The organism is Desulfatiglans sp. (assembly GCA_012513605.1).
In the GTDB taxonomy this organism is placed as follows: Bacteria; Desulfobacterota; DSM-4660; order Desulfatiglandales; family HGW-15; genus JAAZBV01.
On record JAAZBV010000054.1, the window covers coordinates 1 to 26,092 of the forward strand.

At 41.0% G+C, this 26,092-nt stretch carries 29 protein-coding genes; 16 read left to right on the forward strand and 13 right to left on the reverse strand.

Annotated elements, in window-relative coordinates:
* The 5 genes from GX654_06995 to GX654_07015 form a co-directional block, all read right to left on the reverse strand.
* A partial coding sequence (locus tag GX654_06995) for a hypothetical protein (GenBank protein ID NLD36599.1) occupies positions 1–382 on the reverse strand: 382 nt, incomplete at its 3' end.
* A 1-nt stretch (position 383) separates the two neighbouring features.
* Positions 384–911: a hypothetical protein gene (locus GX654_07000; GenBank protein ID NLD36600.1), complete on the reverse strand. Its 528-nt coding sequence runs from the start codon at positions 909–911 to the stop codon at positions 384–386.
* A 36-nt stretch (positions 912–947) separates the two neighbouring features.
* On the reverse strand, positions 948–1,406 hold the full coding sequence (locus tag GX654_07005) for a prepilin-type N-terminal cleavage/methylation domain-containing protein (GenBank protein NLD36601.1): 459 nt from the start codon (positions 1,404–1,406) through the stop codon (positions 948–950).
* Between the two features lie 16 nt (positions 1,407–1,422).
* Positions 1,423–2,097, reverse strand: a complete 675-nt coding sequence (locus GX654_07010; protein ID NLD36602.1) for a prepilin-type N-terminal cleavage/methylation domain-containing protein — start codon at positions 2,095–2,097, stop codon at positions 1,423–1,425.
* A 32-nt stretch (positions 2,098–2,129) separates the two neighbouring features.
* The gene (locus GX654_07015; protein NLD36603.1) at positions 2,130–2,654 is read right to left on the reverse strand and encodes a prepilin-type N-terminal cleavage/methylation domain-containing protein; all 525 of its coding nucleotides are present in this window, start codon (positions 2,652–2,654) and stop codon (positions 2,130–2,132) included.
* Between the two features lie 226 nt (positions 2,655–2,880).
* On the opposite strand from GX654_07015, the gene GX654_07020 reads away from it, so the two are divergent.
* Positions 2,881–3,630 carry a hypothetical protein gene (locus GX654_07020; GenBank protein NLD36604.1) on the forward strand — a complete coding sequence of 250 codons (750 nt, stop codon included), beginning with the start codon at positions 2,881–2,883 and terminating at the stop codon, positions 3,628–3,630.
* Between the two features lie 190 nt (positions 3,631–3,820).
* On the opposite strand, the gene GX654_07025 is transcribed toward GX654_07020, so the two are convergent.
* Complete coding sequence (locus GX654_07025; protein NLD36605.1) at positions 3,821–4,366, reverse strand: PilZ domain-containing protein; 546 nt, start codon at positions 4,364–4,366, stop codon at positions 3,821–3,823.
* A gap of 486 nt (positions 4,367–4,852) precedes the next feature.
* On the opposite strand from GX654_07025, the gene GX654_07030 reads away from it, so the two are divergent.
* Positions 4,853–5,410 carry a prepilin-type N-terminal cleavage/methylation domain-containing protein gene (locus GX654_07030; GenBank protein NLD36606.1) on the forward strand — a complete coding sequence of 186 codons (558 nt, stop codon included), beginning with the start codon at positions 4,853–4,855 and terminating at the stop codon, positions 5,408–5,410.
* Positions 5,411–5,469: 59 nt separating this feature from the next.
* Here the strand turns inward: GX654_07030 and GX654_07035 are convergent, their stop codons facing one another.
* From GX654_07035 to GX654_07050, 4 genes are read right to left on the reverse strand one after another with little or no spacing between them, the layout of a single operon-like run.
* Positions 5,470–8,028 carry a hypothetical protein gene (locus GX654_07035; GenBank protein ID NLD36607.1) on the reverse strand — a complete coding sequence of 853 codons (2,559 nt, stop codon included), beginning with the start codon at positions 8,026–8,028 and terminating at the stop codon, positions 5,470–5,472.
* 27 nt (positions 8,029–8,055) lie between these two features.
* Positions 8,056–8,499, reverse strand: a complete 444-nt coding sequence (locus GX654_07040) for a hypothetical protein (GenBank protein ID NLD36608.1) — start codon at positions 8,497–8,499, stop codon at positions 8,056–8,058.
* A 21-nt stretch (positions 8,500–8,520) separates the two neighbouring features.
* Positions 8,521–8,979, reverse strand: coding sequence for a prepilin-type N-terminal cleavage/methylation domain-containing protein (locus tag GX654_07045; GenBank protein NLD36609.1), 459 nt, complete (start codon positions 8,977–8,979; stop codon positions 8,521–8,523).
* A 35-nt stretch (positions 8,980–9,014) separates the two neighbouring features.
* Entirely contained in the window at positions 9,015–10,037 is a 1,023-nt protein-coding gene (locus GX654_07050) for a hypothetical protein (protein NLD36610.1), read from the reverse strand.
* Between the two features lie 367 nt (positions 10,038–10,404).
* On the opposite strand from GX654_07050, the gene GX654_07055 reads away from it, so the two are divergent.
* Both GX654_07055 and recN read left to right on the forward strand, forming a co-directional pair.
* Positions 10,405–12,228, forward strand: coding sequence for a type II/IV secretion system protein (locus GX654_07055; GenBank protein NLD36611.1), 1,824 nt, complete (start codon positions 10,405–10,407; stop codon positions 12,226–12,228).
* Between the two features lie 13 nt (positions 12,229–12,241).
* Positions 12,242–13,936 carry a DNA repair protein RecN gene (gene recN, locus GX654_07060; GenBank protein ID NLD36612.1) on the forward strand — a complete coding sequence of 565 codons (1,695 nt, stop codon included), beginning with the start codon at positions 12,242–12,244 and terminating at the stop codon, positions 13,934–13,936.
* Between the two features lie 19 nt (positions 13,937–13,955).
* On the opposite strand, the gene GX654_07065 is transcribed toward recN, so the two are convergent.
* The 3 genes from GX654_07065 to ligA all read right to left on the reverse strand — a co-directional run bounded on the left by GX654_07065 (position 13,956) and on the right by ligA (position 17,368).
* Positions 13,956–14,897: a hypothetical protein gene (locus tag GX654_07065; protein NLD36613.1), complete on the reverse strand. Its 942-nt coding sequence runs from the start codon at positions 14,895–14,897 to the stop codon at positions 13,956–13,958.
* Positions 14,898–15,031: 134 nt separating this feature from the next.
* Complete coding sequence (locus tag GX654_07070) at positions 15,032–15,310, reverse strand: acylphosphatase (protein ID NLD36614.1); 279 nt, start codon at positions 15,308–15,310, stop codon at positions 15,032–15,034.
* Positions 15,311–15,355: 45 nt separating this feature from the next.
* Positions 15,356–17,368 carry an NAD-dependent DNA ligase LigA gene (ligA, locus tag GX654_07075; GenBank protein ID NLD36615.1) on the reverse strand — a complete coding sequence of 671 codons (2,013 nt, stop codon included), beginning with the start codon at positions 17,366–17,368 and terminating at the stop codon, positions 15,356–15,358.
* 313 nt (positions 17,369–17,681) lie between these two features.
* On the opposite strand from ligA, the gene ffh reads away from it, so the two are divergent.
* The 12 genes from ffh (at position 17,682) to ptsP (ending at position 26,077) form a co-directional block, all read left to right on the forward strand.
* Entirely contained in the window at positions 17,682–19,007 is a 1,326-nt protein-coding gene (ffh, locus tag GX654_07080) for a signal recognition particle protein (protein ID NLD36616.1), read from the forward strand.
* A gap of 46 nt (positions 19,008–19,053) precedes the next feature.
* Positions 19,054–19,314 (forward strand): 30S ribosomal protein S16, encoded by a 261-nt coding sequence (rpsP, locus tag GX654_07085; GenBank protein NLD36617.1) that lies wholly within the window; start codon positions 19,054–19,056, stop codon positions 19,312–19,314.
* Between the two features lie 40 nt (positions 19,315–19,354).
* Positions 19,355–19,585: a KH domain-containing protein gene (locus tag GX654_07090; protein NLD36618.1), complete on the forward strand. Its 231-nt coding sequence runs from the start codon at positions 19,355–19,357 to the stop codon at positions 19,583–19,585.
* Positions 19,578–20,123, forward strand: coding sequence for a 16S rRNA processing protein RimM (gene rimM / locus GX654_07095; GenBank protein ID NLD36619.1), 546 nt, complete (start codon positions 19,578–19,580; stop codon positions 20,121–20,123). Before GX654_07090 ends, rimM begins: the two co-directional genes overlap by 8 nt.
* On the forward strand, positions 20,113–20,835 hold the full coding sequence (trmD, locus tag GX654_07100; GenBank protein ID NLD36620.1) for a tRNA (guanosine(37)-N1)-methyltransferase TrmD: 723 nt from the start codon (positions 20,113–20,115) through the stop codon (positions 20,833–20,835). The genes rimM and trmD overlap by 11 nt, the downstream gene beginning before the upstream one ends.
* 64 nt (positions 20,836–20,899) lie before the next feature.
* On the forward strand, positions 20,900–21,457 hold the full coding sequence (locus GX654_07105; GenBank protein ID NLD36621.1) for an RNA methyltransferase: 558 nt from the start codon (positions 20,900–20,902) through the stop codon (positions 21,455–21,457).
* A gap of 84 nt (positions 21,458–21,541) precedes the next feature.
* Positions 21,542–21,889 carry a 50S ribosomal protein L19 gene (gene rplS, locus GX654_07110; GenBank protein NLD36622.1) on the forward strand — a complete coding sequence of 116 codons (348 nt, stop codon included), beginning with the start codon at positions 21,542–21,544 and terminating at the stop codon, positions 21,887–21,889.
* A gap of 16 nt (positions 21,890–21,905) precedes the next feature.
* Positions 21,906–22,556: a ribonuclease HII gene (locus GX654_07115; protein ID NLD36623.1), complete on the forward strand. Its 651-nt coding sequence runs from the start codon at positions 21,906–21,908 to the stop codon at positions 22,554–22,556.
* The gene (locus GX654_07120; protein NLD36624.1) at positions 22,556–22,924 is read left to right on the forward strand and encodes a YraN family protein; all 369 of its coding nucleotides are present in this window, start codon (positions 22,556–22,558) and stop codon (positions 22,922–22,924) included. The genes GX654_07115 and GX654_07120 overlap by 1 nt, the downstream gene beginning before the upstream one ends.
* Before the next feature lie 48 nt (positions 22,925–22,972).
* Positions 22,973–23,854, forward strand: a complete 882-nt coding sequence (gene rsmI / locus GX654_07125) for a 16S rRNA (cytidine(1402)-2'-O)-methyltransferase (protein ID NLD36625.1) — start codon at positions 22,973–22,975, stop codon at positions 23,852–23,854.
* Between the two features lie 157 nt (positions 23,855–24,011).
* Positions 24,012–24,287 (forward strand): HPr family phosphocarrier protein, encoded by a 276-nt coding sequence (locus GX654_07130; protein ID NLD36626.1) that lies wholly within the window; start codon positions 24,012–24,014, stop codon positions 24,285–24,287.
* Entirely contained in the window at positions 24,284–26,077 is a 1,794-nt protein-coding gene (ptsP, locus tag GX654_07135) for a phosphoenolpyruvate--protein phosphotransferase (protein NLD36627.1), read from the forward strand. Before GX654_07130 ends, ptsP begins: the two co-directional genes overlap by 4 nt.
* Positions 26,078–26,092: the final 15 nt, after the last annotated feature.

Sequence of the window (26,092 nt, forward strand, 5' to 3'; positions counted from 1 at the left end):
CTGTTATTGTGGCAGTTCCAAACTGATTTCCAGCAGGAGTTACTGTCACTGTCCTGTCTGTACCGCTTCCTCCAAAGACTATATTCGCCAATGGAACAAGGGTAGTATTGCTTGATGCTCCTGTAACTGTCAGGTCATTTACCGCTGTCTCAATATCTCCTATTGTAAAAGCCAATGCTCCTGTGTTCGTATCTTCATCTATCGTTAGATCGTCTATTGAACTTATTGTTGGTGCATCTGCAAATGCAACCCTGGTTGGGAAAAGCATAAAAGCGGAAAAAAGTATCAAAAATATTATATTTATATTAGTCTTTTTCATTTTTCTTTCCTCATAAAAAGAAACGGCATTACAAAATAATGGGAGACTATATTTACTGGCCATTTTAATACCCCTCTTTAAGCACCTTTGTTACTGTAACTTCAACCCTCTGCGCACCTTCTGCAACACCGGAAATCACATAACTGAACGTTTTAAATGTATCCCGGAAACCGGCCACCTTTGAAGGTTCGATCTCAGGTATTGTGGCAACTTTGTACCAGTAATCAAGTGACCCCAGGGTGCCGTCCTGATTCTGATCAAACGAGAGATTATATGTTCCTTCAGGGCCGTTCCCATAGTTACGCACATTATAATATTCAGAATGATCCTCATCGCCTAACGCATATAGATCTTTATTAGCATGAGACGGGGCGCTCGCCCTTGCATCAAGCCATTGGATCGCTTCACGCCAGGCACTGTCTGCTGTATAGAATTCCTGCACATATTCACGTTCATTTTTTGCTATCTGGATATCAATATCCGCATTTCTTGTTACGGTAAGCCCCATGATTGTTATCAATACAAGTATAACAAGGGCTACAATCAACACTGAACCCTCTTCATTTTTTATTATATCTTTTTCTCTTGTCATTTTTTCCTCTTTTAATGGCACTTAAAGCAGATAGCCCTAAATTCTGTTTTTTAAAATATCAAAGGAGTATCTTTTGCCACCCCGCCATGTAACAATCACCCTGATTGTGTTTATACCATTCAGCGCCTTTCCGCCTGCATAGTCCTCTGCAACATTCCAGTAGACAGTGTATCCTGGGTTACTATTATCAGTGTAGTCTGCATTTTCACCCAGGTCATTAAGCCCATTAACGCCATTTTTAGGAGCCTTATCATGAAGTTCTGAAGTGCTGTCCATAAGCCTTTGAATAAGCAGCTTTTCAACCTTGTCCTGCACCCTCTCAGTGCTTTCGGTGTATGTCATGGACATAGAGTTACCCCTCATTGCTGATATCTGCATTGAGGCTACAGCTAAAAGGCCAACAGTAAGTATGGAAACCGCCATTATCACCTCAAGCAGGGTAAAACCTCTTTCATTACTGAGATTTCCATTAATTTTTTGAAAATATTTACACATTATTCTTTCTCCTGTATTAAAAGAGGTTCCTGCAATATATTTCCCGCGTGAGCATCCTTCTGCGGAAATTGTCATTAGGCGGGTTATTAAAATTTGCCTGCACAAGTGGGCCCTTCTGATTTTCATATGTATTTGTATCTTTATAACCAGGATCTCCCCTGCCTGTTTTTGCTATCATTGTAACCTGTACAGACCTGATTTCATCGAATACAGTTGTCTGCTCTCCATCCACATCAAGATATACAAAATCGAGCAGATCAATATCTTCGGCAATTATCTGATTTTTCTCATCGGTTCCATCTTCATTTGCAACATTTCTTATAAGGTTTCCATTAGAAAGGCTGTATTTTATTTTCTGAAGAGGCAGTGTATTATCATCCTTCAATCGGGTAAACTCCAATTCAGTGGCTGTTGCCCCGACTATTCCTGGAGTTGCTGATACAGTGGGATGAACATAACCGGCCATCCTTATATCCCTTGTCATTACAGTCATTCCGGCCCTGATGTTCTGCTGCATCATATTAATCTGTTCTCTCACCAAGGTTGATTTCTGCTGTGACCTGAAAACAGAATAGACACTTGCAAGAACCACAAGGGATATTGCCATTGCCACAAGAAGTTCTATAATAGAAAACCCTTTTTCACTTTTTAAAGGGATATATGATTTTTCTCTATGATATTTTTTTAACATTTAATATCTCTCCGTAAAGATCTCTCTTTATTTTATCGCCATTCCGAGCCAATCCATTTTCGTATTGTTACTATACCGGACGTCCTGCTGCATACAGCAAAGGCAGTTTTTTTTGAGTTGGTCAGGTAAACGCAGCCCTCTGACAGACCCATTCCTCTTGTATCAAACTGTGCCTTGTCATCAGCGTAGGCACCTATATCTGGAATCTCAGAAGCGTCACCTTTGCCGAATGTTATACCCTGCCCATAGGAAGCAAGTGAATATGAAGAGAGTTGAACAACAGCGTTCCCATTCTTTTTGTCTATGTAATTGGATGTATAAGAACCAGGGGTAAACTCAATATAATGAATATTGTTCGTACGAACGGCCGCCATCTTTACATTCTGCAGATTGGAGTATAAATCCTGTGCCGCCTGTTTTAATTTATAATCAGGTATCATTACTGAAAACATGGGTATGGCTATTGCCGCAAGGATAGCCATAATGCCCATGGTTACCCCCATTTCAATAAGTGTAAAGCCCTTCTCAGTGCTCTTAATTTTTATTTTAATCCTCATTCTTGCTCCCTTTTTAATATAACCGGTTATGAATAAAGCAAAAACCTGTGATTCATAATTGCATTTAAGCAAAATAAGTGCCATAATCCTGCTCATCATCTATCATATTAATAATACAGGGGATATGGCACAAATCCTGCAAAATAATCAAATTATGATAGTGATAACTTATTTTACAGCGTCAATAATATTAACACTCCGGCAACCGCCGAGTATGAGGTAAAAAATGAGGCATTTACAAAAATATTTTATATATTCTTTTCATGTAATTATTATAACTTTATTTATCTCTTTTATTACACCTTCTACTGCATTTTCATATGACCTGCCTGGCTGGTATCAGGGGGCATCCGGTTATGAGGATGCCTTGAGCGCTTCAATAAAAAACGAAACGCCGATGATCCTCTTTTTTTATATAGAATCCGAAGAGTTATCCCAGAAACTGAGGGACAATTATTTACGAAATTATGCGGTGTACAGTTTTTTAGACGATACGCTAAAGGTCGTTGTCAATCTGGAAGGGAATGATTTTGATAAGGAACTGGCAAGTAAGTTTATTAAAGATCAGGAACCGGCCCTTATGATTAAATTTCCATTTTCTGATGCAAAACCTGTCGAGATTACCCCATTTGATGAAGACAATGATCTTTCACCCACTGAATTTGTTGAAAACCTGAGAGATATTTTTTCCCTTGCCTACAGTGACATAGGATATGAACTCTTCACAAAAGAGGAGTATGAAAAGGCAATAAAGTATTTAAAACTTTCCATGAAATACAGCCCTAAAAGGGCATATCCTGTTTTTGCACTTGGATCAGTCTACCATGCAATGGCAATAGAAGAAAAAAACATGGAGCATCTTGACCTTGCTGAAGAAAACTATAATAAGGCGTTAAAACTTGACCCTGATTTCAAAGAATGTAAAGAAGAGCTGGATAAGTTACAGGATAATAAGGGGAAAATCGGTAACAAATAGGTTGCACCTGAGTCATTGACGTTAATACAAAAATTTTACACCACAGAGGCACTGAGTTCACAAAGATTTTAATCATTTTCATACTATTACTCCGTGCTCTCCGTGTCCTCTGTGGTTAGCTGTTTTTATCTATTTCATACGCTGCTTGATAAAATCATATAATATTAAAACCTGGAGGGTCTTCTGTCTTTCAAGGGTGTGATAAAGATGACGCCCGCTGAAAAGGGGCCATCTTTTCGTTTCCTGCATATTCATCAAGTGCAAGTTTAAGAGCCGTCAAATTCTTGTCAGGATTTTTAATAAACCTGATGCCCATACCGCGTGTAACGACCTTTTCTTCAGGAATACCGGTGTTTGACCATACCACCTCCGCATTAAGAAGTATGCGTCTCTTCTCGGTGCTCTTTATCAAAATGCGGAATCTTTCTCTGGGTTTGCAGGGGCTGTCGCATTTAATGAATGCGCCTGACCTGTTAATATCCCTGATAACAGCCCTGACAATACCGTTCCCGGTCTTAATAAAGACAGGCCATGCGACCTCTGCCCTGTAAACATTTTTTCTCTGCTCATCTCTGTTTCCGCAAGCCTGATAACCATAAAATTCCATCTGGTCTGTATTTTTACCGGGAAAGACCCCTCTGGCATAATTTTTAAATATTATCCATATAAAGGAGAGTATTATGCAGAAAAGAATAAAACCCATGCCAACACTCATACCTGCATATAAATTTCCCATTATGCCAATCTCCTTATTTTCTGTGTTTTACATAAAAGATATTTTTTAAAAAGGCGCCTCTTTGACAATTCATCGGTAAAATATCTCTTTTCATTAAATATTTAGTGTCCATCCAGAAAGAGACAAATTCTGGATGGAGCTTTCAGCATTCAGCGATCAGCTGTCAGCTAACTCTTTGGATTTTTCGTCTTGAATTATGAATAGCTGTTTTTCTCAGAGATCTTTATCTTATATCCCTGATAACAGCACTTTCAATGGAGTTTGCACTTAAAAATGTGCACTCTACACATAAAAAGGTGCACTGAAAATATTAAAAATACTTATCTAATTGATTTTACTGGAATATTTTTATGGCCTGCTATTTGCTATAATTAACTGGCGTTCATCCAGAAAGAGACAAATCCTGGATGGACACTAACTATTTGTTTTTCTATTTTTGATCCGATTTTTATTTGTAACAAACAAAATCCTGACATGAGGAAGGTCATGAATTTCAAAGACATGATAGAAAAAGATTTAATGTGCAAAGGTTTTTCGCTCCTTGAGCTGTTATTTGTCCTCTGTATTGCAGGTATCCTTGCCACAGTAGCAACGCCTGTTTTTTCAACATGGATACCGGATTACAGATTAAGAGCCATAGCAAAAGAGCTTTATGCTGATATGCACCTCGCAAAAATGAGGTCAATAAAAGAAAATGATAAATACAAAATAGTATTTAATACAGAAGCAAATAACTCTTACAGTTTTATAAGGGCAGATGGAGTAATTGAAAAAACAGTCTTTTTCAATCCAGCAGCTTCAGATTCCATAGTGGCCTTTGGTTATGGCAAGGCAATAAAAGATGCGACAAAAACAGGAGGAAGCCCGCCAGCGGATGGGGTAAGTTACGCAGGCAATGCTGTAACCTTTAACCCCAGGGGAACAGGAACATCGGGTTATGTGTATCTCGCAAACAGCAAGGGGTCATCATTTGCAGTAGGCACATTGTCATCCGGTGTAATACATATTAAAAAATGGGACAAAAACAGCAAATCATGGAGATAGATTTAAACCACTGCCAGTTCTTTTTAAAATATTTTATAAGTGAATCCCTGTTAACACTATCATTCTATCTCCCATAGCATCTGCGTAACCCCTCCGGGCGGCTCAGGGATATTTGAGCCCAGTTCTTCCGCAATACCGCTTATCTTGTCTCCAATATTTGCATACCCTGAAGCATGGCCTTTTCTTGTGATTATCTCTATGCCGGAAGGAATAGCGGGGCCTGTCATGCTTACATAAGTGTCCTCCAGTGTCTTTAGTTCAAAATCCTTCTCATCATCTTTAGCGTGGTTTAATACAGAGGTCCCATATGAATAATCAATGGCATAAATATAATTTTTCCCAATCGGGTTTGATGGGTCATCAAATAGAGGCTGGAATGATGTAAAATAAATGACGCCTGCAAAAAGCCTGGGCTGTGAGAGTACATGCTCGCCTGTATGGTCGGCATTAAGATCATCTTTACATTCTCCCTGCCTGTCCATGATACGGTAGAAACCCTTAACCTTTTTTTCATTAAAAAGCTGCTTAAGTTCATTTCTGAGAGCCTCATCATCCTGTTTATCATTAATCGCCCCATCATTATCCGTGTCTGCATCAGCATCAAGTTCATTACATGTCAGATTTAAAAGTTCTGTCTCAAAAATAAGGGTATCTGTGTCAGCCACCGCATAAAACCGGTTTAAAATCATGGCATAACGTGGGTGGGTCCTGTCACCAGTGCCAAAATATAGGACAGGCATATTTGTCCATTCATTACCTGTGAGAGATACCTCAGGTGAATAGAATGTCTTTCTGCCCTGGTCCATATAATTAAGAGAAGGGGTATCAGGATCAGAGTCTGTAAAGGGATAGGCCAGCCCTGAACCAATGCCCGGAGCAAGGGATGAACCGGGGTTAGAGGTAAATATTCGCTTGATCTTCCACCTTGTTGAGAGTTCATTTTCATATGCGTTAATGGTATCTGCATCATAATCATATACTATCTTCCATATCTGGCCATATATATCAGCGGCATACATAAGCAGATATCTTTCTGAATATGGTATGACCGAGATATCTGCAGGAAAACACCATTTCATATTGTTATAGGTCTGGCTGATGCCTCTCTTTTTTTCAACACCTTCACCATATGTGGCGCTGAACAGGAGAGTGCCATCTTCAATATCAACTGCAAATATCCCCCTTCCCATATTATCAGCCCCAGGGTTAAACCTGTCATATCCACCTGTGCCGCCGGGTGCAGCATCATGCGCCTCGCCTGTGTCCCATTTACCATTGTAATTTGAATCCATGAATGGTTCAGGAAATGTATCCTCAAGGGGATCATAGCCGCCAGCAAATACCATGATATCTTTAGTCACCCCTTCTGCAATTTTTATTGCGGTAAAAAATGGTTTACTCCATGTATATCCAAGCTCACTGATATTTTTTGTAAGAGGGGTATTGATTTCTATAGGGCCGCCCGATATATGCCATTTAACAGACCATGTAAAAGGGTCAGGTGATGAGATGTTAAGCGCCCAGTAATTACGCCCCCCTTCCCGCTCGCCAAACACCAGGCTCTTTTTTTTATACCCGCTTTCATTGGTGGTAATATCCTGGAATAGAGCGGGTGACCCATCTACCATAAATGCATGAGAGGATGTATCAGCAACAGTCGAAAGCCTCGAAAGGAGATCCCTTGGTATAAAGGCAAATATTTCATCGCCCGGTGAATATGGCTTGCCATTAAAATAGATATCCGCATCAGTGAACACATGGAGCATCCCATCATTTGCACCGACCGCAATATACCTGTATTGCAGCTTTTTTGTTGCAGGGTCGTAATAGTCTATAAGCTTTGGTTCTGAATGGATGATATCACCAAGTATCCATTCCCTTTTTGCAACAGGAAAGCCGGGGATACCCGAACGCTCCTCACTTTCAGATGTGTATCCATAAACATAATTAATTATATTATACCTCTTTATATCCGTATCCACACCGAGATCTGTATTGGTGACATCCTTAAATGGTATGAGAGAGCCATCAGGGGCCACGGTAAAGATATTCCTGAATGAGTAATATGCATCAAGATCAGGGTAGGCATATGGTTCAGGTACAGAAGAAGCAAGTAGTTCTTCTGCCCCGCCCTTTTCAATACTCCCTCCATCCGGTGCATTAGACCAGAAGGAAATAGAGGTATTGAGAAATGAGCCGTCACAGTCAACCGCAATATCACCATCCTTATCCACTACCACCCATTCAGGCTCATCCATGCCGGTGCAGTCGTTCCTCTCAACATATGATAACCCGTATTTCTTAAGATTGCCTCGCCAGCCACCCTTTTCTACCGGCTCGAAAAAGACCATATATATCTTATCCCCGCTCTGGGTCTGATTATCATTATCGTGTGTAATCACAGGGGCAGCATAGGATATCCCCTTTTTATACTGCTCTTTAAATGAGTCGCTTAGCGGCAGATCATAAGTAAATGCCTGTATATCACCCCTGAAGTCATAGAAAGAAATTTGTTTCTCTGGTTCCTGAGCCAATGAAAATGTGAGGAGGTTTAAGAGATATAAAACAGGCGCTAATATAATGATCACTTTTGATCTGAACTCTTTTTGTTTCATCATTTACCTCTAATTTTTTTGGATCACCTGTTACTCCATTCTGGGGCCAACGATATAATATCTTGCCATTACCTTGACATCGTTGCTTGCATTTTTACCACTTTTGGTCACCACTTCATAATCATGCCTGGAAAAGTGCAGGGCAGAATAGCCCTTTGGCGGAGAAAAATGGCCTTTATATGTTACGGTGTAGTCACATGAATTCCCCGGCACAACCTCGTAAGTATTATCGGCAACAACAAGACCAGGGCTGTCTGAAGCAACCACTGGATATTCACCACAGCCTATCCTTATAGCCTCAATATTCTGCCCTGCCTCTGCTACATAAAAATCCTGTTTGTGAGGAATTAGGTTGCGTGCTGCAATAACATCGGTATTTGAGGTCCTGCTTGCTGATATGCCTATGAGCATGAGGATTACCAGGATCATCAGGGCAATCACAGTAATATTACCGGTTTCTGTCATGTTATTCACTGTCTCCTCCTGGATAATACCTCATTTTCTTTTAACTGACGTCAATGATACCTGATGCCTCTCTTTGTCCCATAAAACAATTACTGTAACAGTTTTATTATCATCAATTGGGGTATCATCTGCTATATTCCAGACCCGTCTGAAATGGCCTGCATTCAGTTTTCCTGTTTCATCAATAAGGGCCTCCTGTTTATCCACCTGCCCCTTGGCAACCTCTATCAGGTTATCATTATTTTCATAAACAGAATCCTCAAGCGCTGGATCAGAATAATCAAGCCCCATAAGCTCTTCCATCTTATCCTCTGCAAGGGCAAGGGCGCATGTGATATTGTCACTCAGGCTGTTACCCCTTATTGCATTCATCTGCATGGATGCAATCCCTAAAAGGCCAATGGCAAGGATGGTTATTGCTATCATCACCTCAATAACAGTAAAGCCTCCCTGGCAAAACCTGTTAAACCCTTTTTGTCTGATACACATTTTGACTCCCTGACCACTGTGAATAAAAAAAGAGATTATCTGCCACTCATATTTCTTGTCTTTATTGTTGATGAAAGCATCCTTCTCATATAACTGTCAGCAGGCCTATAAATGCCGGCTTCTCCCATGTCATATGTGCCAGGATCAGTATATCCCTTTACAGTGGTTTCTGATCTTGCAATAAGGTATGCCTTTATTGCCCGGACAAAGGGGATATTTTTACTCTCATCAAGGTTATCAATAATTGAACCATCTCCCAGGATTAACTCAAATTGCAGGTTATCCATATCTTCGGCTATAACAGAAAAACTGTTATCCGTGCCTATATTTCTTCTGCTGAGACAGGGGTGTTCCGGATCTGAGTTATCTATAAGATACATGATCACATCAAGTTTATGAATGCTGTCACCTGCCCCGTATGTTTCAACCAGGCCTGAATTGAAGATAAAGCCATTATCAGCGCCCACCTCAAAAACCTCAGCCCGCCTCAAGTCTTCCTTAACAAGAATAGCGTATTTTGAATGGCCTGCTCCAGTGTAATACTTGAGATCAATATCTCCATCCCCATCAAGGTCCCTTGCATCTTTTACCTTCCCGTTCTTGACCCAGCTCGCAAGTATAAGACTGGCAGATGCAGGATCACCGGGATTACCCTTCTCACCTGCCTCAAGCCTCCTGTATTTATCACTGGCCCTGACTATTACAAGGATATCTGTCCCCTCTTTGACATCAGGTATCCCCTTTGCGTTATTAATAAGATAAATGAGAGGCATGATCGCAACATCAGGGGTAACAGGGTTATCATCCCAGTCGGACGAGTATTCCGCATCAACAAAACTGGTATAGTAACCTGCCATCTGTATGTCACGGGTGATCATATAAAGGGCTGCCCGAAGATTCTGCTGTGCCATGGAAACCTGGCCCTGCAACAGATATGAGTCCTGCTGGGATTTAAAGGTGCTAAAAATAACAGCAAGGATAATAATCCCGAGCCCTATGGCTATTAAAAGTTCAATAAGCGAAAAGCCTGACTCTCTTTTTACTGTATCAGCCTTCATATTGGTTGCCTTAAATCGGTTTTTTTGATTCAATCTGTAAAAATGGTTTTATAAAACAGGTAAGTCGCAGATAATCAAGCAAGAATAATGCCATAATAATGACAAATTAATAAAAATAAGCCAGGGCTATTATATTGATTTATCACAATATTTTCCATTACCAATTGAGAAGCCCTGTTTTTAAGGGCAAGAACAATGTTTCATTAATTATCGTTTGTAAATCTTTTTTACAGTATTATTTTTCCTATGATTGCAGGATTGAATAAAAAACCATTGCAATACCTTCGCTTAAAATATAGACTCCCTGAAAATAATAATTAGTCTTCTATTATTAAATTGGCATTATTAATTTATCTTTTCTTAAACTATGAATTGTAAAATAAATAACAGCTTCAGTGATGATAATATCTGTCAGATCCTGCTTACCACAGGCTTTTTAACTAAAGAGCAGAGCAAACAGATACTTGTCAAAAAAAACCAGATAAAATCCAAACTTGAACAGATCAGGACATTGAGGAATGCAGCCTCCGGTTCAAAGTTGAAAGCAACAAACCCTATCAATATTGTCGACATTATCACATCACTTGAGCTTGAGAGGTATGATGACAAGACAAAGGTTCTTGATGAAGAGACTATCTTTCAGGTACTGGCAAAGGTCTGGAAGGTCCCCTATAAAAAGATCGACCCCTTAAAACTTGACCTCAACCTTATAACCAAGACCCTTCCCCACACCTTTGCCATGAAACATCTTGTTATCCCCATTGAGATAAAGGATGACCAGATAACCATCGCAACGCCATACCCTTTTAACATGGAAGCAATGAACGATATCTCACAGGTAACACATATGAAGGTAAGGCCTGTGATGAGCACAAAAACTGATATTATTAAACTCATCGGCGAATTTTATGGATTTAAGCGCTCTATATCTGCGGCTGAAAACCAGTTCTCAGGCCCTTCAATTGATCTTGGTAACCTTGAGCAGTTTGTAAGACTGAGGTCATCTGAGGAGCTCCTTTCAGATGACCAGCATATAGTAAATGCAGTGGATCACCTGTTCAGTTACGCGTTTGATCAGAGGGCGAGTGATATCCATATTGAGCCTAAACGTAACAAGAGCATAGTAAGGCTGCGTATTGACGGGGCGCTTCACACAGTCTATGAACTTCCTAAAAATGTCCATCCTGCAATAACAAGTCGTATTAAAACCATTGCAAGGCTTGACATGGCGGAAAAAAGACGCCCACAGGATGGCCGTATTAAACTTGAGAGAGCGGGGGTAGAGTCTGAAATAAGGGTATCTTCAATCCCTGTGGCATTTGGCGAAAAGATGGTAATGAGGGTGCTTGACCCTGATATACTACTTCAGGACCTTGAAAAACTCGGTTTCACTGCAATGGATCTTATAAGGTATCAGCAGTTTATCAATCTTCCCCACGGTATTATTCTTGTGTGCGGCCCTACAGGAAGCGGTAAATCAACAACCCTGTATTCTACCCTGAGATATCTTTCTTCACCTGACATCAATATCACTACCGTGGAAGACCCTATTGAAATGGTCCATGAAGATTTTAACCAGATAGCTGTCCAGCCGTCAGTGGGGGTTACCTTTGCCTCTATCTTACGAAACATACTGCGACAGGACCCGGATATAATAATGATCGGTGAAATGAGGGACCTTGAAACCGCTCAAAATGCCATCCAGGCATCACTTACAGGTCATCTGGTTCTTTCCACACTTCACACTAACGATGCCCCCTCATCCATAACACGTATGCTTGACCTGGGTATCCCGGCATTCCTTATGAAGGCCACCCTGGCCGGTATTGTTGCCCAGAGACTCGTAAAAAAGATATGTCCCTATTGCAAGGAGACCTTTGAGATGAAGGCAGATGAACTTCGCTCTTTGGGCCTTGAAATAGAGCATGATGGCATCATACAGCTCAGCAGGGGAAAGGGATGCAACCGGTGCAGGAATACAGGTTATCTTGGCCGTTGCGCTATCCATGAGGTGCTCCCTGTAACCGAAGGTATACAGAACCTGATCACCGCTGAGACCGATATAGCAAAGATGCGGGATCTGGCAAGAAAAGAGGGCATGGTTACCCTCAGAGAAAACGCGATAAAAAAACTGTTTGATGGTACAACAACATATGAAGAGGTCCTGAGGGTAACCTGGGAGCAGATATAACAGGCCGCACTATATGCTATCTCACCTTATCATCTCTGATTTTGCCATAATAAGTCATCTTGAAATAGAATTCAGGGCAGGGCTCAATATCCTTTCAGGTGAAACAGGCGCCGGAAAATCAATAATAATTAATGCAGTAAATCTTATCCTGGGCGGAAGGGCATCATCTGACCTCATAAGAAGCGGGGCCTCTGAGGCAAGGGTTGAGGCGCTTTTTTACCAGCCTGAAAATGCCAGTCTTTCAAGGTTCATGTCAGAGAACAGCATTCCATTTAATGGTGAAATCATTATCAAGCGGACAATATCCAAGGAAGGTAAAAACAGGATAACAGTCAATAACAGTATAACAACCCTTCAAACCCTGTCGTCCATAGGCATGATGATAATAAGCATATCCGGTCAGCATGAACACCAGGTGCTGCTAAGGCCTGACAATCACCTCTTCCTCCTTGATGATCTTGGTAACCTGAGTGACAGGAGATACAGCCTTACTGAGTTATTTCTCAGTTATGAATCTTACCTGAAAAGGGTAAGGCAGCTTGAATCAGAGATAAAAACCCAGCGGGAAAAAATGGAGCTCTCATCATTTCAGGTAAATGAAATCGACAGTGCAGGTATCAGGGATAATGAAGACAGGGAGCTGGAAGAAGAAAAAAAAAGGCTCAGGAATGCTGAACAGATCAGGGAGGTAATGACCGGATCATATTACAGGATATATGAAAAAGAAGGATCTATCCTCTCAGAGATATCCTTGTGTCTTAAAGATATGAGAACTGGTTCCGGCTATGACAACAGGCTCTCTGATCTTGTTAATGCCCTTGAATCGATAAAGGCTGAACTTGAAGATGTATCTTTCAGGCTCGGAGACCTTAAAGATGGTCTTCATGCAGACCCTGAAAGACTTGAACAGGTGGAGGAGAGGCTTCAGCTTTTAAACGGGCTTAAACGAAAGTATGGCAGGGAACTAACGGATGTAATTACTTACAGGGACAGGCTTATCCGGCAGATAAACGATACAGACCGGCTGGAAAAGGAGCTTGAAGAGAACGAAAAACATCTTGAGGCAGTAATAGAAAGCCTGCTGATAGAGGCTGATAACCTCTCAAAGGATAGAAAAAAGATTGCAGTGGAGATGGAAAAGGCAATCGAGCTAGAACTTGGCCTGCTTGAGATGGCAGGTACGAGGTTTAAGGTTAAATTTAATGATGTCCTTACCGCTTGCGGAAATAACCAATCATCATTATTGAACATGATAGGACCTGAAGGTTATGACAGGGCAGAATTCATGATCTCCACCAATGTGGGAGAGGATCTTAAACCCCTCTCAAAAATAGCATCAGGCGGAGAGCTGTCAAGGATCATGCTTGCAATGAAAACCATACTTGCACGAAAGACCTCTGTAGAGACAATCATATTTGATGAGGTTGATGCCGGGATAGCAGGGGCTACAGCAGAAAAGGTCGGGGAAAAGATAAATGAGCTGTCTCAGTTTCATCAGATAATCTGCATAACACACCTCCCACAGATAGCGAGCAAGGGGAACAACCATTTTCTCGTTAAAAAAGGGATCAAAGAGGGGCGGACACAGACCCTTATTTCAGAACTTAACCATGATGAAAGGATACATGAAATAGCAAGGCTTATGGGAGGTAGGAAGGTCACGGATCAGGCCATAGCCCATGCAAAAGAGATCCTATCCATGACCTGATACCTGCTCCAGATGCTTATTATTTCACCGGTTGTTTTACCCTGATAAAAGATATTTCACTTTGGCCTGCGTCAATATTCAGGACTGCACTTCCTTCAGTCACTGACCTGATACCAATTTCACCTGTTTTTTCACCCAAAAGGAAATACTGACCACCAGCGCCGGACTTGGCAGGCTCCCCCTTTTTAAACAGCTCAAAAACAGTATTTTCATTAATGCCTATATCTCTTCCTGACCTGATTACATAGTTGTCTCCTTCAACAACCGGCTCGCTCTGCCATGGAATTTTCCTGAGTCTTTTAATTGCACTGGAACAGAGCTTCTTTGTCATGTCCAAAATATTTTTCTGTAAAAGGTTACTGTCAGGTAACCATTTATCGTTTTCATCTGTATTTAATAACCCCGATTTAAAACCTATGGTTTCATCCTCAAAAACAACCAGCGTGCCATTCACCGTGTCCACCGCGTTTAAGCTTACCGAAAGTGTAATCTTATGGGTATCCTTTCTATAGGGCCATATGCCTTTTCTTGCCTTTGTAACCTCAACCGGCTGGATAATACATGCAAGAAGGATATTGATCCCGGAAGCCCCTGATTTTTTCACATAGGCAGGATTTAGTATTGCCCCATATGGTTTAGTAAGAAATGCCTGATCTTGATCTTCATATTTTTGAAGGGTGCTTACAACAAGGTACCCATCTTTTGAGATATATGAAACGCAGGCCTGCATGATTTGATCAGTCTGCAATTTATCTATCCCTGAATTATTAATAACCGGGGTTATAAGTATCTTCTTCTTTAATACCGGTTTGGCATCAGGGGTAACCAATCTTTTTAATGATTTGGCTGTTTCACCGCCAACATAGTAAACATCCCTGGCAGCGCCACCGCAGCCGGATGTAAAGGCCAGAAGTACCGGAATGGAAAGAATTAATATAACCCTGAGAATACCTGCCTTCATGTGTGATAACCTCCATACTTAATTCAAGTGTAGATCAAATAAAACATTACCGGCTAATCGCTTCACAGGCACCTAATACAACCGGCAGTAAGTCTGCTATAAATCTAGCTTCTCTGTGATTAACAGTTTAAATACTAAAATACAATATTAAATGAATCAAATTCACCCCTCAATTTCTCGGCCGTCTCTGTTACAGAGCGCACAACCGCCTGAGGTGGACCTTCATGACACCATTCGACAAATTTTTTTATATTTAGTTCCATGCCTTCGGCTGTAATTTCAACTGTTCCATCTGACCTGTTCTTAACCCATCCTTTTACCATCAGCTCTGCTGCCTTAAGCCTGGTTGATTCCCTGAACCAGACCCCCTGAACCCTCCCGCTCACAATAAGATGCACCCTCATATTCTGCATTTAAAATCCTTCCTCAGCTTTTCATTTATTTTCATATGGGATCATCTATGAAAACATACTAAAAAATCCCTCTTCATCGATTATCTGTATGCCCAGTTCCCTTGCCCTGTCAAGCTTTGATCCGGGATCAACCCCGGCAAGAAGCATATCAGTGCCCTTACCGACCGAAGATGCAACCCTGCCGCCATTTTTTATTATAAAGTCCTTGATCTCATCTCGCTTCATCCGGTTTAATGTCCCTGTTACAACAATTGTCTTTCCGGCGACAGGCGACTTGCTGTTATAAGAAGCTTCCTCAAATTGTACACCCTCATTTATAAGGCTATCTATATGCAATACATTTGCCTCATCCGAAAAATATGAAACTATGCTTTCGGCTATCTGGGGGCCTACCTCTTTTATGGAGAGGAGTTCATCTTCATCCGCTATCTTTAGGGCATCTATTTTCTTGAAATGGTCCGCTATAACCGCTGCAATATGTTCCCCGACATGTCTTATTCCGAGTGCATAAATAAATTTCGGAAGGGTTGTCTTCTTGCTATTAGAAATAGCCGAAAGGATATTATTAGCCGACTTTTCTTCTATTTTATCCAGTTGAAGCAGTTTTTCTTTATCCAGCCTGTAGATATCCACACCCTGGCTTATAAAACCCTTATCAATAAGCTGGGTAATTATTTTTTCACCGAGCCCGTCTATGTCCATTGCCCCCTTTGATACAAAATGCTTTAACCCTGCATTTGTCTGTGCAGGGCATTTTTTGTTAAGACACCTGATCACAACCTCATTTGACTTTTTCAGGACAGCACTGCCACAAACCGGGCATTTATCAGGAAAAATAAATTCAGTTTCTCCTCCGGTTCTTTTTGATTTTATCGATTCAACAACCTCAGGGATCACATCCCCTGCCCTCTGTACCAAGACCGTGTCAGATATCCTGATATCCTTTTTCTCTATCTCTTCCTTATTATGCAGTGTTGCACGCCTTACAGTAACCCCGCCAACTTCAACCGGTTCAAGCAGGGCAACAGGGGTAAGTGCACCTGTTCTACCCACCTGAATCTCAATATTCCTTATTTTCGTCATAACCTGAACCGGTTTGAATTTACGTGCTATAGCCCATCTTGGCGATCTTGTTTTAATACCAAATTTCTCCTGGAGGTGTAACCGGTTGACCTTTATAACAGCACCGTCCATCTCAAATGGAAAACCATCCCTGTTATCTTCAAGATGGTGACATTGCTCTATGACCTCCCCTATATTTGAACAGAGCTTCATGTCTGTAAGGTTTACAGGCAGGCCAAGACTTTTTAAAAAAACCATAATCTCATAATAGGTGCTGGCTTTATAGTCGGAAATAACCCCGGTTCCGTAACAGAAAAAATTAAGACGGCGCATTTTTGTTATCTTCGGATCAAGCTGTCTTAATGAACCTGCTGCCGCATTCCTCGGATTTGCAAAAAGCGTTAAACCTTCTGATAACCTCACCCTGTTCAGCTCCACAAAATCCCTTTTTTCCATGTACACCTCCCCTCTTGCCTCAAGCAGGTTGGGGATTTCATCCTCACCAACAGGAGCCAAAAGATTATGAGGTACAGCCGGGAGGGTTTTTATATTTTCTGTAACATTTTCACCTGTAAAACCGTCACCCCTTGTTGATGCTTTAGTAAGTCTTCCATCTTCAAAGACAAGCTCAATAGCAAGCCCATCCATTTTAGGCTCAACAACATATTCTATAGGGTCACCGCTACTGTTTAGTCTCTTAAGTCTCGTATCAAATTCCTTTATCTCCTGATCGGAAAAGGCATTTTCAAGGCTCAGCATGGGCTGGCTGTGTCTGACAGGATCAAATGTCTTTAATGGTGCGGCACCAACCTTCTGGGTCGGCGAATCGGGGTTGATCAGTTCAGGGTTTTCTCTTTCAAGAAGCTGTAACCTGCTGAATAATTTATCATACTCAGAATCAGTTATCTCAGGGTCATCAAGGACATGATAGCGGTGGTTGTGATACCGGATTTTCTCTCTCAGATGTTCAATTTCCTGAATAATCTCTTCGTTCATATGCCCTCGGTTAATATATTAGAAATATATATAAATTTGGAATAGCTCTATCATCAATAACAACCCGCTATTAACAGAAATGGTATAAAAAGTCATCCAAACAAAACATTAAGAAATGCCCGAAAAGATCATTTACAGAAATTTAACAAATAATTGTTTCATATATTTCCTAAAGTATGTTATATTATAAAAAATTATAGAATATTACTTTTTCTTAATTATTCTTTTAACAAACTAACTGATTTTTTTATTGACAAAACACTTTTTTACCCTTAATTCTAACGATTTACTATTTTAGTCTTTTTACTATATTATGTTTGATAATTTATCTGATAAACTGAATCTGATTTTCAAGAAGGTCAGAGGGCATGGCAGGCTGAATGAAAGCAATATACAGGATGCCCTAAAAGAGATAAGGCTCGCGCTCCTTGAAGCAGATGTAAATTATAAAGTTGTTAAAGACCTGGTAAACAGTATACGTGACAGGGCTATAGGTAAGGAGGTGCTTGACTCCCTTACCCCCGGACAGCAGGTTATAAAGATTGTCAATCAGGAACTAACCGGGCTGATGGGAGGAGTGAGACAGGAGCTTCTGCTTACAGGAAGGACCCCTTTTGTAATAATGCTGGTCGGTCTTCAGGGCTCAGGAAAAACAACAACCTGCGGAAAGCTGGCCCTTCATTTGAGAAAACAGGGGAGAAATCCCTTTTTAGTACCGGCTGATATATACAGACCTGCTGCTATTGACCAGTTGAAAAAACTTGGGGCGCAGCTCAATATCCCGGTATACGCTTCGGAAAAAGATCTGGGGCCTGTTGATATATGTATAAACGCCCTGTCACAGGCAGGCAGATACAGTTCTGATGTGCTGATTATTGATACAGCAGGAAGGCTTCACATTGATGAAGTCCTTATGAATGAGCTTGTTTCTATCAAAGAAAAGGTTCGTCCGATAGAAATACTATTTGTCGCAGATGCAATGACAGGGCAGGATGCCGTAAATGTTGCAGGTGAGTTTAACCGGACACTTGATTTTACTGGCATAATACTTACGAAAATGGAAGGTGATGCAAGGGGCGGCGCCGCCCTTTCGATTAAGGCTGTAACAGGTAAACCATTAAAATTTATCGGCGTTGGCGAAAAACTTGATGCACTTGAACCATTTTATCCTGACAGGATGGCATCAAGGATTCTGGGCATGGGGGATGTGCTCTCCCTTATAGAAAAGGCACAGGAGGAATTCGACCAGAAAGAGGCAATGCTTCTTGAAAAAAAACTGAGAAAGAAGAAGTTCGATCTAGAGGATTTCAAAAAACAGCTTTCTCAGATAAAAAAACTTGGCCCGCTTGAGCAGATACTTGGTATGATACCGGGTATGGGCCAGATTAAACAGCTTAAGAAGCTGAAACCGGACGAGAGAGAACTGGTTAAGGTAGAGGCGATAATCAGCTCAATGACTTTAAAGGAAAGGGCAAATTACAAGATAATAGATGGCAGCAGGAGAAAAAGGATTGCCCTTGGCAGCGGGACAAATGTTCAGGATGTAAACCGTCTTCTTAAGAATTTTGCAGAAATGAAAAAGATGATGGAAAGAATAACTAGTAAAGGGTTTGCAAATCTACCGGGTCTGTTTGGTTGATTGCGTTTTTTTTAATTTTTATACATAGGGGGTGATAGCTAAAAAAATGGCTGTTAGAATTAGATTAACAAGAAAGGGTTCCAAAAAGAAACCGTTTTACAGGGTTGTGGCAGCTGATTCTGAAGCGCCAAGAGATGGCAAATTCCTTGATATTCTCGGATATTATAATCCGAAGAAAGATCCGGCAGAAATAAATCTTGACCGGGAAAAGGTAAGCAAATGGCTTGATAATGGTGCATCAGCTTCAGAAACTGTCAGGGCTATTTTAAAAAAAGAAGGATTTAAGGTTACAGCAACTACAAACTGACTTGATGTTCTGTTGAATCCAAGGAGGTCACTTTATGGAGATGAAGAACTTGATCGAGTATATTTCAAAGGCATTGGTTGATAAACCCGAAGAAGTAATCGTAACCGAGATAGAGGGAGAACAGACCTCTGTAATTGAGCTCAAAGTTGCAAAAGAGGACCTTGGCAAGGTGATTGGCAAACAGGGTAGAACAGCACGCGCAATGAGAACAATTCTCAGCGCTTCTTCAACAAAACTCAAGAAGAGATCTGTGCTGGAAATAATTGAGTAGCACAAAAAAGGTCTCCTCTGAAGCGCTGCTCCTTGTCGGAAAAGTAATAAAGCCTCACGGGGTGAAAGGGCTTTTAAGTGTATGGTCTTATGCCCGGACAATAGAGTCTTTTTTTTATTCAGATACGGTTTTTTTTAAACTGGAACATCAAGAACCGATTAAATACACGGTTCTTGATGTGAGTCCACATAAAAACGCCTTTCTGATGAGACTTAAAGGAGTAGAATCATTTGAAGATGCCAATATACTGAGGGGCTCAGATATCCTGATTGATAAAAAACTCCTTAAGAAGAGGAGTGAGGATGAATATTACTGGTTCGAACTTATCAACATGAAGGTCTATCTGGATTCAGGCAAGTATCTGGGCGATATCAAAGAAATTATACCCACCGGAAGCAATGATGTTTTTGTTGTCAGACAGGATGATTCTGAATTTCTTATCCCTGCAATACATGATGTAATTGAAAAGGTAGACCTGAATAAAGGGGAGATGATTATTCGAGCTATTGACGGGTTGCTTGAACTAAATGAAGTTTAATATCCTAACTCTATTTCCGGGTCTGATTTTACCTTTTAAGGAAGAAGGTGTCCTTGGGCGTTCAATAAAAAAGGGGATTCTAAGGGTAAATGTGACCGATATACGCGAATTTGCCAGGGGAAAGCATAAAATCACTGATGACAGACCCTTTGGCGGGGGAAGCGGTATGGTCATGATGGCAGGGCCAATAGACAGGGCATTAAAATCCCTGGGCCATACTGAAAACTCGATTATTATCCTGCTTTCACCCCAGGGGAAAAAATTTGATCAGCCCATGGCATGGGACCTCGCAAAGTACGATCAGATAACATTGATCTGCGGCAGGTATGAAGGGGTTGATGAAAGGGTCATTACCCAGAACGTGGATATGGAGCTCTCTGTCGGGGATTATATCTTGAGCGGGGGAGAGCTGGGCGCCCTGATTGTGATTGATGCAGTATCAAGACTTGTTCCTGGTGTATTAGGGTGTGATAATTCCAACAAGGAGGATTCCTTTGAAGGGGGCCTGCTTGAGCATCCTCAATATACAAGACCAAGGATTTATAATGGTGAAGAGGTGCCTGAAATCCTGATATCCGGTGATCATGAAAAGATAAAAAAGTGGAGAAGAGAACAATCTCTGAAACGCACCTATGCTAAAAGACCGGATCTTCTTGATAAGGCATCGCTCAGTGAAGAGGATAAAAAATACTTGTCAAAGCTGAAGGGTTAAATAAAACTTTTGTATAAAAGGCTGATTTAATTAAATTAACATGTTTGGGAATAGTTTTAAAAAAATGAGGATCTATACAGGACTTGTACATTACCCGGTATATAACAAAAACAGAGAAAAGATAACCTCGGCTGTTACAAATCTTGATCTTCACGATCTATCGAGGATTTCAAGGACATATGGGATAAAAAGATTTTTTGTTATTACCCCACTCACTGATCAGCAGGAATTTGTTACCGACCTGATAAATCACTGGAAATCAGGCTTTGGTGCCCGTTATAATGTTGACAGGAAAGAGGCAATTGAGGTATTAGAGATATCCGCTTCAATAGAGGAAGCTATTGATAAGATAATAGAAATCGAAGGTGAAAGACCCGTTACCATAGTCACATGCGCATCAATGGTAAAAGAGGCCATCTCCTTCAATATCGCAAAAGAGATCATTGGGAGTAACAGGGTAGTATTACTGCTTTTCGGCACAGCCTGGGGGCTTCACAGTGATGCAATAGAAAGCGCCGATTATGTTTTAAAGGCGATAGAAGGAAAAAACAGATACAATCACCTGCCGGTCAGGGCAGCCGCAGGGATCATTATTGACCGGCTGGTTGGAGAATATAGATAAAGTTATTGAAACACTTTTTTCTCTTTCAGGGAAATATTTTATAAGTTTATCAGTGAAAGGATTTTCACTGAACATCAGGAGGACATAATGTCTAGCGTTATTGAACACATTGAAAATGAACAGATGAGGGTGGATATACCTGACTTTCAGGCTGGTGACACAATAAAGGTACATGCCAGGATAAAGGAAGGTGACAAGGAAAGGATACAGGTCTTTCAGGGTTTTGTGATCCGCAAAAGAAGGGGAACTACAGGCGCCTCTTTTACAGTAAGAAAGGTATCCTATGGCGTTGGAGTTGAAAGAATATTTCCACTTCATTCACCAACAATCGATAAGATAGAAATAATAACAAAGGGCAAGGTCAGAAGGGGCAAACTCTACTATATGAGAAAGCTCAAAGGTAAGGCTGCCCGCATAAAAGAAAAAAGGTAGCAAATACCTGCGCCAATTGGTCAAGGCCAGTAAAAATCTTTCTCTTTTCAAAGATACAGGCAATATAAAGGCTGCTGATCCATTATATTATGAATCAGCAGCCCATAAAGATGGATATAATATGGTTGCAGGTATTGACGAGGCAGGAAGAGGGCCTCTTGCAGGCCCGGTTGTTTCGGCAGCAGTCATCCTGCCAAGAGATCTGATCATCCCCGGAGTAAAAGACTCAAAAAAGATGTCTGAAAAGGCAAGAGAGAATGCCTTTTTAGAAATATTAAAAAATGCAATCGCAGTGGGTATTGGTGTTGTTTCCCGCGCATATATTGATGAGCATAACATCCTCAATGCATCCCTTGAATCCATGAAGATAGCAGTGGATCACCTTGATATCGTTCCTGATTTTCTCCTCATTGATGGAATATTTAAGATCCAGAATCCTCTCCCCCATAAATGCATTATAAAAGGTGATCAATTGAGCCACACTATCTCTGCAGCCTCCATCATAGCAAAGGTATACAGGGACAGGATTATGAGCGTCTATGACAGATGCTGTCCGGAATACGGGTTTATAAAGAACAAGGGATACGGTACAAAACAGCATCTGGATGCCATTAAGAAACATGGTCCATCCCCTTTTCACAGGATGTCATTCAAGGGTGTATGCTGATGACAAAAGAGCGTCTTGAACTCGGAAAAACCGGGGAAGAATTGGCATTCAAAAAGGTAAAAAAGCTAGGCTATAAATGCCTTGTAAAAAATTACAGGTGCCCCCTGGGTGAAATCGACCTGATAGCAAAGCACAAAGACTGCCTTGTTTTTCTTGAAATCAAGACCAGAAAAGGCAGGGATATCGGCTATGCAAAGGAGGCAGTAGACTCAAGGAAAAAGAGGCAGATATCCAAAGCCGCCCTCTATTACATGAAGGAGAATAACTGCCCTGATGTAAGATCAAGGTTTGATGTTGTTGCAGTAAGCATCAACCAGGAAATGGCGGAAATAGAGGTTATACAGGATGCATTTGAGCTTACTTATTAAAATGTGAAAAGACTGTTACCCCCAACCGTAAACCTATTTCAATAGCTGTTGATCAATGGAGATAAAAAAATCGAAGCAGAAAAAACAGGTACCCTGTATGTTGTTTCAACACCGATCGGGAATCTTGAGGATATAACACTCAGGGCAATAAAAACCCTGAAGGATGTTAACCTGATTGCAGCCGAAAACACAACCCATACAAAAAGACTTTGCAGCCACTATGAAATAGGCACAAGGTTAACCAGTTATAATCAGCATAACCACAAAACGGTTGGACCTGTGCTGATTGAAAGGCTGAAAAGGGGTGAGGATATTGCCATTGTTACATGTGCCGGCACCCCCGGGATATCTGACCCAGGTGCATTACTCATAAAAATGGCCTGTGAAAATGGGATCTGCGTAACGCCAATACCTGGCGCATGCGCTGCAATTGCAGCACTTTCTGTCTGCGGCTTGAAGATGGATAATTTCCTGTTTGCCGGCTTTCTGAGCAATAAATCGGGAAAGAGAAAAAAGGAGTTGCAGGAACTAGCATCTGAAAAGAGGACAATAATATTTTACGAGGCACCTCACCGGATCATACAGTTTCTTGAACAGCTTCATGAAGTTTTTGGCAACAGGGATATTACAGTCACAAGGGAATTGACAAAATTACATGAAGAGGTGGTGCGCGGTCATGTAAAAGAGATACTGTCTATTCTTTCACAGAGGGAGCCAAGGGGAGAATATGTGATAATCACCGAAGGCATGGAAAAGCCTCAAGAAGAGGAAACCATGCCCGAACAGTTGGAAGAGGCGATAAAAAAGATGCTAATGGAAGATATGAGTATAAAGGATATTGCGGATTCCGTATCAAAAATCCATAACATCAGGTTCAGATCAGCCTACAGGGAGGTGCTTGACCTAAAGAGAAAAATGGAAGGTGCGTGATTTCTTTATTTATCTCTGAATTTTAATTCTTACATATAGACAAATTAATTTTTTTAGAATATACAGATCATTCTGGCTGGTAATACAGCCTGTGCGATTGGTGGATGTATCGACTTGAATTAATTCATTAAAATCTAATATTTGCAAAAACTGGTTAATGGAGCATAAAAAAACACTTTTAATCCAGAATGACCTTGGTCTTCATGGACGGGCTGCCGCAAAAATAGTTGAACTGTCCCGGAAATATAAGTCCAAACTGTTTTTTATTAAAAACGGTTATGGGGAGGTAGATGGTTCAAATATCCTTTCTATTCTTACCCTTTCGGGTTCAAAAGGCACTGAAATTGATGCAAAGGCAGATGGTGAAGACTCTCTCGAGTTACTTGAGGAGTTAAGCAGGCTTTTTGAAAACAAATTTGGTGAAGGAAGATGACAGAACAGGTAACAGCCGAAAACAATAAGTTGACCGGCATTGCGGTATCTCCCGGTATCGTGATAGGAAAGGCCCGGCTTGTAGACCGTTCAAAGCAGAAGATAATATATCAATACCTCATTAATGAAAACGAGATCAACAGGGAGGTTGAACGGTTAAAATATGCTCTTGAAGTAACAAAAGAGCAGCTATTAGACCTTAAAAGTCGGATACCTGACAGCATAAAAGAACACTCATTTATCCTGGATACCCATCTGATGATTGTGGAAGATAATATGATAACTGCCTCTACAATCAATATTATACTGGAAGAAAGGATTAATGCCGAATGGGCATTAAAAAAATCGGTACAGAAGATACGCCAGCTCTTTGACCAGGTTGATTTTGAATATATAAGAGACCGCATCAATGATGTTGAGAATGTTGTTGAGCGGATACTCAGAAACCTTGTGGGTAAAAAACAGGAAAGCCTTTCAAACATCAATGAAAAGGTTATAATTGTCGCCCATGATCTTACACCGGCAGACACCAGTGAAATAAATACCTCCATGGTAATGGGCTTTATCACAGATGTGGGTGGCAAGACCTCTCATACTGCAATAATGGCGCAGGCACTTAAAATACCTGCGGTACTGGGTCTTGAAAAGGCCACCGTCAGTATTGAGGATGGAAACATGCTTATTCTTGACGGGTACAAGGGAGAGGTCATATTAAACCCTGATAATGACCTCATTACTTCATATCAGGAAAAGGCCCTTTATTATAAAAACTATAATTCAAGTATTCTCCAGTTAAGTCATCTACCTTCAGAAACATTAGACGGCTATCGCGTAGCAGTTAAGGCCAACATTGAATTTCTCGAAGAGGTTGAAACCGCGAAAGAAAACGGGGCTGAAGGGGTAGGTCTTTACAGGACAGAATTCTTATATATACGAAACAAGGGCGTCCCTGTTGAGAATGAGCAGTATCAAGACTACAGGGAGATCGCGGAAAAAATAACACCTTTTCCTATTACAATAAGAACCCTTGACATAGGTGGAGACAAGATATTCTCAAATAAAAAGCCCTCAAACGAGGCTAATCCAGCGCTAGGGCTCAGGGCTATACGGTTCTGCCTGAAGGAACAGGAGATATTCAAGAGTCAGCTCAGGGCGATACTGAGGGCAAGCGCCCATGGAAATATCAGGATTATGTTCCCAATGATATCCGGCGTCCAGGAATTTATTGATGCAAAAGGCATTTTGTCGCAGGTAATGGATGAGCTTGAAAAGGGAAATATCCCCTATGACAGAAAAATAAAGGTCGGCGCAATGATAGAGATACCATCAGCGGTAATGGTGGCTGATATACTGGCTGAGAGTGCGGATTTTTTCAGTATCGGGACAAATGATCTGATCCAGTATACACTTGCAATTGACCGCAGCAATGAAAATGTTGCCTATATGTATGAACCTTATCACCCTGCTGTAATCCGCATGATTATGCAGGTAGTCAAAGCAGCTCGAAATGCAGGCATAGAGGTCTCATTATGCGGGGAAATGGCCGGAGACCCATTTTGTTTACCTATTCTGCTTGGGATGGGTATCAATGAACTGAGCCTCACAGCAACCGGTATCCCTCAGCTCAAAAAACTTATAAGGTCTCTTTCAAAAGAGGCAGCAGAAAAGGACCTTGAAAACATCCTTAAACTTAAAACATCTGAGGAAGTGCGCAGATACATACAGAAAATAACTAAAGACTACCTGCCTGATATAAATGGCAATGGTTTCAAATTAAAATATTTACAGTGATAATCTTTTATTAAT

Excerpts from the sequence above, each read along its gene's own strand:
- GX654_07000 (NLD36600.1), bottom strand. The coding sequence starts at position 911 with ATGACAAGAGAAAAAGATATAATAAAAAATGAAGAGGGTTCAGTGTTG.
- GX654_07005 (NLD36601.1), bottom strand. The coding sequence starts at position 1,406 with ATGTGTAAATATTTTCAAAAAATTAATGGAAATCTCAGTAATGAAAGA.
- GX654_07010 (NLD36602.1), bottom strand. The coding sequence starts at position 2,097 with ATGTTAAAAAAATATCATAGAGAAAAATCATATATCCCTTTAAAAAGT.
- GX654_07015 (NLD36603.1), bottom strand. The coding sequence starts at position 2,654 with ATGAGGATTAAAATAAAAATTAAGAGCACTGAGAAGGGCTTTACACTT.
- GX654_07020 (NLD36604.1), top strand. The coding sequence starts at position 2,881 with ATGAGGCATTTACAAAAATATTTTATATATTCTTTTCATGTAATTATT.
- GX654_07025 (NLD36605.1), bottom strand. The coding sequence starts at position 4,366 with ATGGGAAATTTATATGCAGGTATGAGTGTTGGCATGGGTTTTATTCTT.
- GX654_07030 (NLD36606.1), top strand. The coding sequence starts at position 4,853 with ATGAATTTCAAAGACATGATAGAAAAAGATTTAATGTGCAAAGGTTTT.
- GX654_07035 (NLD36607.1), bottom strand. The coding sequence starts at position 8,028 with ATGATGAAACAAAAAGAGTTCAGATCAAAAGTGATCATTATATTAGCG.
- GX654_07045 (NLD36609.1), bottom strand. The coding sequence starts at position 8,979 with ATGTGTATCAGACAAAAAGGGTTTAACAGGTTTTGCCAGGGAGGCTTT.
- GX654_07050 (NLD36610.1), bottom strand. The coding sequence starts at position 10,037 with ATGAAGGCTGATACAGTAAAAAGAGAGTCAGGCTTTTCGCTTATTGAA.
- GX654_07055 (NLD36611.1), top strand. The coding sequence starts at position 10,405 with ATGAATTGTAAAATAAATAACAGCTTCAGTGATGATAATATCTGTCAG.
- recN (NLD36612.1), top strand. The coding sequence starts at position 12,242 with ATGCTATCTCACCTTATCATCTCTGATTTTGCCATAATAAGTCATCTT.
- GX654_07065 (NLD36613.1), bottom strand. The coding sequence starts at position 14,897 with ATGAAGGCAGGTATTCTCAGGGTTATATTAATTCTTTCCATTCCGGTA.
- GX654_07070 (NLD36614.1), bottom strand. The coding sequence starts at position 15,310 with ATGCAGAATATGAGGGTGCATCTTATTGTGAGCGGGAGGGTTCAGGGG.
- ligA (NLD36615.1), bottom strand. The coding sequence starts at position 17,368 with ATGAACGAAGAGATTATTCAGGAAATTGAACATCTGAGAGAGAAAATC.
- ffh (NLD36616.1), top strand. The coding sequence starts at position 17,682 with ATGTTTGATAATTTATCTGATAAACTGAATCTGATTTTCAAGAAGGTC.
- rpsP (NLD36617.1), top strand. The coding sequence starts at position 19,054 with ATGGCTGTTAGAATTAGATTAACAAGAAAGGGTTCCAAAAAGAAACCG.
- GX654_07090 (NLD36618.1), top strand. The coding sequence starts at position 19,355 with ATGAAGAACTTGATCGAGTATATTTCAAAGGCATTGGTTGATAAACCC.
- trmD (NLD36620.1), top strand. The coding sequence starts at position 20,113 with ATGAAGTTTAATATCCTAACTCTATTTCCGGGTCTGATTTTACCTTTT.
- GX654_07105 (NLD36621.1), top strand. The coding sequence starts at position 20,900 with ATGAGGATCTATACAGGACTTGTACATTACCCGGTATATAACAAAAAC.
- GX654_07120 (NLD36624.1), top strand. The coding sequence starts at position 22,556 with ATGACAAAAGAGCGTCTTGAACTCGGAAAAACCGGGGAAGAATTGGCA.
- GX654_07130 (NLD36626.1), top strand. The coding sequence starts at position 24,012 with ATGGAGCATAAAAAAACACTTTTAATCCAGAATGACCTTGGTCTTCAT.
- ptsP (NLD36627.1), top strand. The coding sequence starts at position 24,284 with ATGACAGAACAGGTAACAGCCGAAAACAATAAGTTGACCGGCATTGCG.